This window comes from Aliidiomarina sanyensis (assembly GCF_003987175.1).
GTDB classification, from domain to species: domain Bacteria; phylum Pseudomonadota; class Gammaproteobacteria; order Enterobacterales; family Alteromonadaceae; genus Aliidiomarina; species Aliidiomarina sanyensis.
The window spans coordinates 1-1,243 of the sequence record NZ_PIPM01000038.1 but is presented as its reverse complement, the minus strand read 5'-3'; the positions used below and the strand labels follow the sequence as shown (position 1 = coordinate 1,243).

1 protein-coding gene is annotated in these 1,243 nt (G+C 50.4%); it reads right to left on the bottom strand.

Annotated elements, in window-relative coordinates:
- Positions 1 to 23: 23 nt before the first annotated feature.
- The gene (locus CWE11_RS11965; RefSeq protein WP_126777855.1) at positions 24 to 1,145 is read right to left on the bottom strand and encodes an ISAs1 family transposase; all 1,122 of its coding nucleotides are present in this window, start codon (positions 1,143 to 1,145) and stop codon (positions 24 to 26) included.
- Positions 1,146 to 1,243 lie beyond the last annotated feature (98 nt).

Here is a 1,243-nt window from a genome sequence, read left to right as displayed (position 1 = left end):
CAGGGCAACCGCATGAGTGTACATTAATTCACCATCTCGCTGAAGCCCGCAGATAATACAGCCTCCAGATATTCGGCTTTCATCCATGCTCGCTTTTGTTTAGCAGGGATACTGCCTTTTGATGATTCTGCGCGCAGCATGTTTAATGCCATGTGGCGCAACATAGACCAGTTCTCCGCACCATGATTCTGGTGGATCTGGCAATCATCTTCCCGCAGGGAAACATCAAGGACCCAGTGCAAGCTATTTTCAACAGACCAGTGTGCGCGTACGGCATCGGCCATCTCCCGCTCCGATAACTCGGCAGAACTGATATGGTAACGATACGTTAGCTCTGCGGGCTTTCCCTTTAACTGGCGGTAACTTACACTCATCCCCAAGGTCTTGAGTCCGGGCCACTGTGGAAAGTCCTCGTTGATTCGGTCGGCGCTGAGCACATGAAAAATGCGGGCTTCCACGCGACCATGTTTGTTCTCAATACGAATGTCTCCCAACGGCTCTTCCCGCTCTTTCGCAAATGCCGCGACGACAGCGCTGTAAAGCTTCTTATGATTCGATTTCAGCGTAAACAGGTAGTCTCCACCCTTATCGACTATCTGTTGTGCAATGTCTGTCTGGCATCCCATAGCATCAATAGAGACCAGGGTTCCGTCGATATCGAGAAGCTCAATTAACTCCGGGATAGCCGTAATTTCATTCGACTTGGCGGCCGTTTTTACTTGCCCCAGCACCAGTTTATTCGCACAGGAGAAGGCATTGACCATGTGAATCGTCGAATGCTTGTCGCCCCGCTGATATGACCTGCGCAACGTTTTGCCATCAATGGCAATGACCTGCCCCTGAGTGGCTTCGTGTACATCCTGCATCCAGCTCACAAAACACAGTCGGAACTGCTCTGGGTCAATGCGGGAGATGGTGCGTGCAATGGTATCGTCTACCGGAATACCATCACGCAAAAAACCGTGTCGTTCAAACCACTCCTGATGGCCTTCGGCATAATCTCGTATATCGCTCCAGCCCTGAGCACCCGCGGTCACTGCACACAGGGTGATGAACAGAATATCTTCCAGCGGATAGGTGACTTTCGCTGATTGACGTGCGTCCGTTAATGCGCCAAAGTGGCTTGTGAAAGCTTCGATATACATGATTCAACTCCCGAAAAAGGGAGTATATGATCACAGGTAACTCAGATCGTCAAACTGATCGTTTCGTTGCTTAAAAAACGTTCACGATCTTGCCCTGG

Excerpts from the sequence above, each read along its gene's own strand:
- CWE11_RS11965 (WP_126777855.1), bottom strand. The coding sequence starts at position 1,145 with ATGTATATCGAAGCTTTCACAAGCCACTTTGGCGCATTAACGGACGCA.